This window comes from Streptomyces polyasparticus (genome assembly GCF_014493765.1).
Taxonomy (GTDB): Bacteria; Actinomycetota; Actinomycetes; order Streptomycetales; family Streptomycetaceae; genus Streptomyces; species Streptomyces polyasparticus.
This window is the reverse complement of sequence record NZ_JACTVJ010000092.1, coordinates 1-1474: the sequence shown is the minus strand read 5'-3', so window position 1 is coordinate 1474 and position 1474 is coordinate 1. Positions and strand designations below refer to the sequence as shown.

1 protein-coding gene is annotated in these 1474 nt (G+C 69.3%); it reads left to right on the top strand.

Annotated elements, in window-relative coordinates:
* Positions 1–104: 104 nt before the first annotated feature.
* On the top strand, positions 105–1289 hold the full coding sequence (locus tag H9Y04_RS45570) for a hypothetical protein (protein WP_187820136.1): 1185 nt from the start codon (positions 105–107) through the stop codon (positions 1287–1289).
* Positions 1290–1474 lie beyond the last annotated feature (185 nt).

Sequence of the window (1474 nt, the reverse complement as noted above, 5' to 3'; positions counted from 1 at the left end):
GCGATGTCCGCCCCGTGCGCGGTCGGACCAACGAGGGAGCGCCGCTGTGCAGTGGTTGCTCGCAGCGTCGCAAGCCGTGCGGCGTCTGCGGACACGTCAGGCGCGTGTATGGACACGCGACCGACGGCACGGGCCTGTGCCAATCGTGCTACGCCAAGAATCCGGTCTCCTGGGACGATTGCCACCGTTGCGGCGCCCACGAACGACTGCACGGCCATGGGCTCTGCCACACCTGCGCCGCCGCCGACCAGATCACCCAGCTCCTCACCGGTCCCGATGGCGCCGTCCGTGCGGAACTCGCGCCGCTGCTGGCGGCTCTTCAGGCCAGCGCCCCGAAGGCGGTCCTGGCCTGGCTTCGCCGCTCAACCCCCCGGGCCCTGCTGGCCTGTCTCGCCCACGACACCGGACCGATCACCCATGAGTACCTCGACCAACTCCCGCACCATCAGCGAGCCGTCCAGCACGTCCGCTCGACGCTGGTGGCCGCCGGCGCCTTGGAGCGGCGCGACGAATACCTCATCTCACTGGAACGGTCGCTGGCCAAAGCCCTTGCCGAGGTCGAAGACCCGGGGGACCGCAAGCTCATCCGCAGCTTCGCCACCTGGCACCACCTGCGACGCCTTCGGCAGAACCCATCGAACACCTACGGACAGATTCATAGGGCCCGCCGCGACATCCGGGCCGCCACCCAACTCCTGTCCTGGCTACGTGAGTCCGGCACGTCCCTGGCCACCTGTACGCAGTCCGACATCGACCGGTGGGTCTGCGAAGGTCCCTGGCTGCGGCACATCGCCCGGACCTTCCTGCTGTGGGCCGTCGCACACCGTCACGCGCACAACGTCGAGATCCCCCTGCCGGCCCGCGAGGACGAGACAAACGGGATCGGGCAGAGGCGCCGCTGGGAACTCGTCCGCCGGCTCTTCCACGATGAGGACATCGACCTCGCCGACCGCGTCGCCGGGCTGCTGGTCCTCCTGTTCGCCCAGCGCCTGAGCCACATCACCTCCCTCACCGTCGATCACGTGACCCACGAGCGCGGCGTGGTGAGCCTGGCCCTTGGCAGCCACCCCCTGGAGATGCCGCCACCGCTGGATCGCCTCATCCTGCGCCTGCTCGACGAGCGCAAGGGACTTGCGGTCGTCGGACAGATCGACGATCACCCTTGGCTCTTCCCCGGCGCCTTCGCCGCCCGCCCCATCACCAGCAAGCAGTTGATGCACCGGCTCCACCGTCTCGGCATCTACGTGAAGCCCGCCCGCAACACGGCCCTCCTCGACCTCGCGAGCTAGCTTCCGGCCGTCTTCCTCAGCCGCCTGCTGGGCATCACCGTCCAGACCGCCGCCCACTGGACTCGACGCTCAGGGTCTCCCCGCAACGCCTACGCGGCCGACTTCTCCCGCCGCCAAGAGATGCCGACGCCCTGAGCCTGTTGTGTCGAATGCCCTGCCAGGGCGACGCCTTGGGGCGGTGCCCA